The organism is Aeromonas sp. L_1B5_3, from assembly GCF_963866575.1.
GTDB lineage: Bacteria > Pseudomonadota > Gammaproteobacteria > Enterobacterales > Aeromonadaceae > Aeromonas > Aeromonas jandaei.
Genome location: NZ_CAWMDN010000059.1, coordinates 1 through 212, shown reverse-complemented (window position 1 = coordinate 212; position 212 = coordinate 1). Strand labels below are relative to the sequence as shown.

At 56.6% G+C, this 212-nt stretch carries 1 protein-coding gene; it reads left to right on the top strand.

The window, feature by feature from the left end:
- Positions 1–212: GTP-binding protein (locus AACR93_RS03970; protein ID WP_231557024.1), on the top strand; the 212-nt coding region annotated here is incomplete at both ends.

Here is a 212-nt window from a genome sequence, read left to right as displayed (position 1 = left end):
ACGGCCCGATGCCGCAGACTCGTGAGCACATCCTGCTGGGTCGTCAGGTAGGCGTTCCGTACATCATCGTGTTCATGAACAAGTGTGACATGGTAGATGACGAAGAGCTGCTGGAACTGGTCGAGATGGAAGTTCGCGAACTGCTGTCCGAGTACGACTTCCCGGGTGATGACCTGCCGGTAGTCCGTGGTTCTGCACTGAAAGCGCTGGAA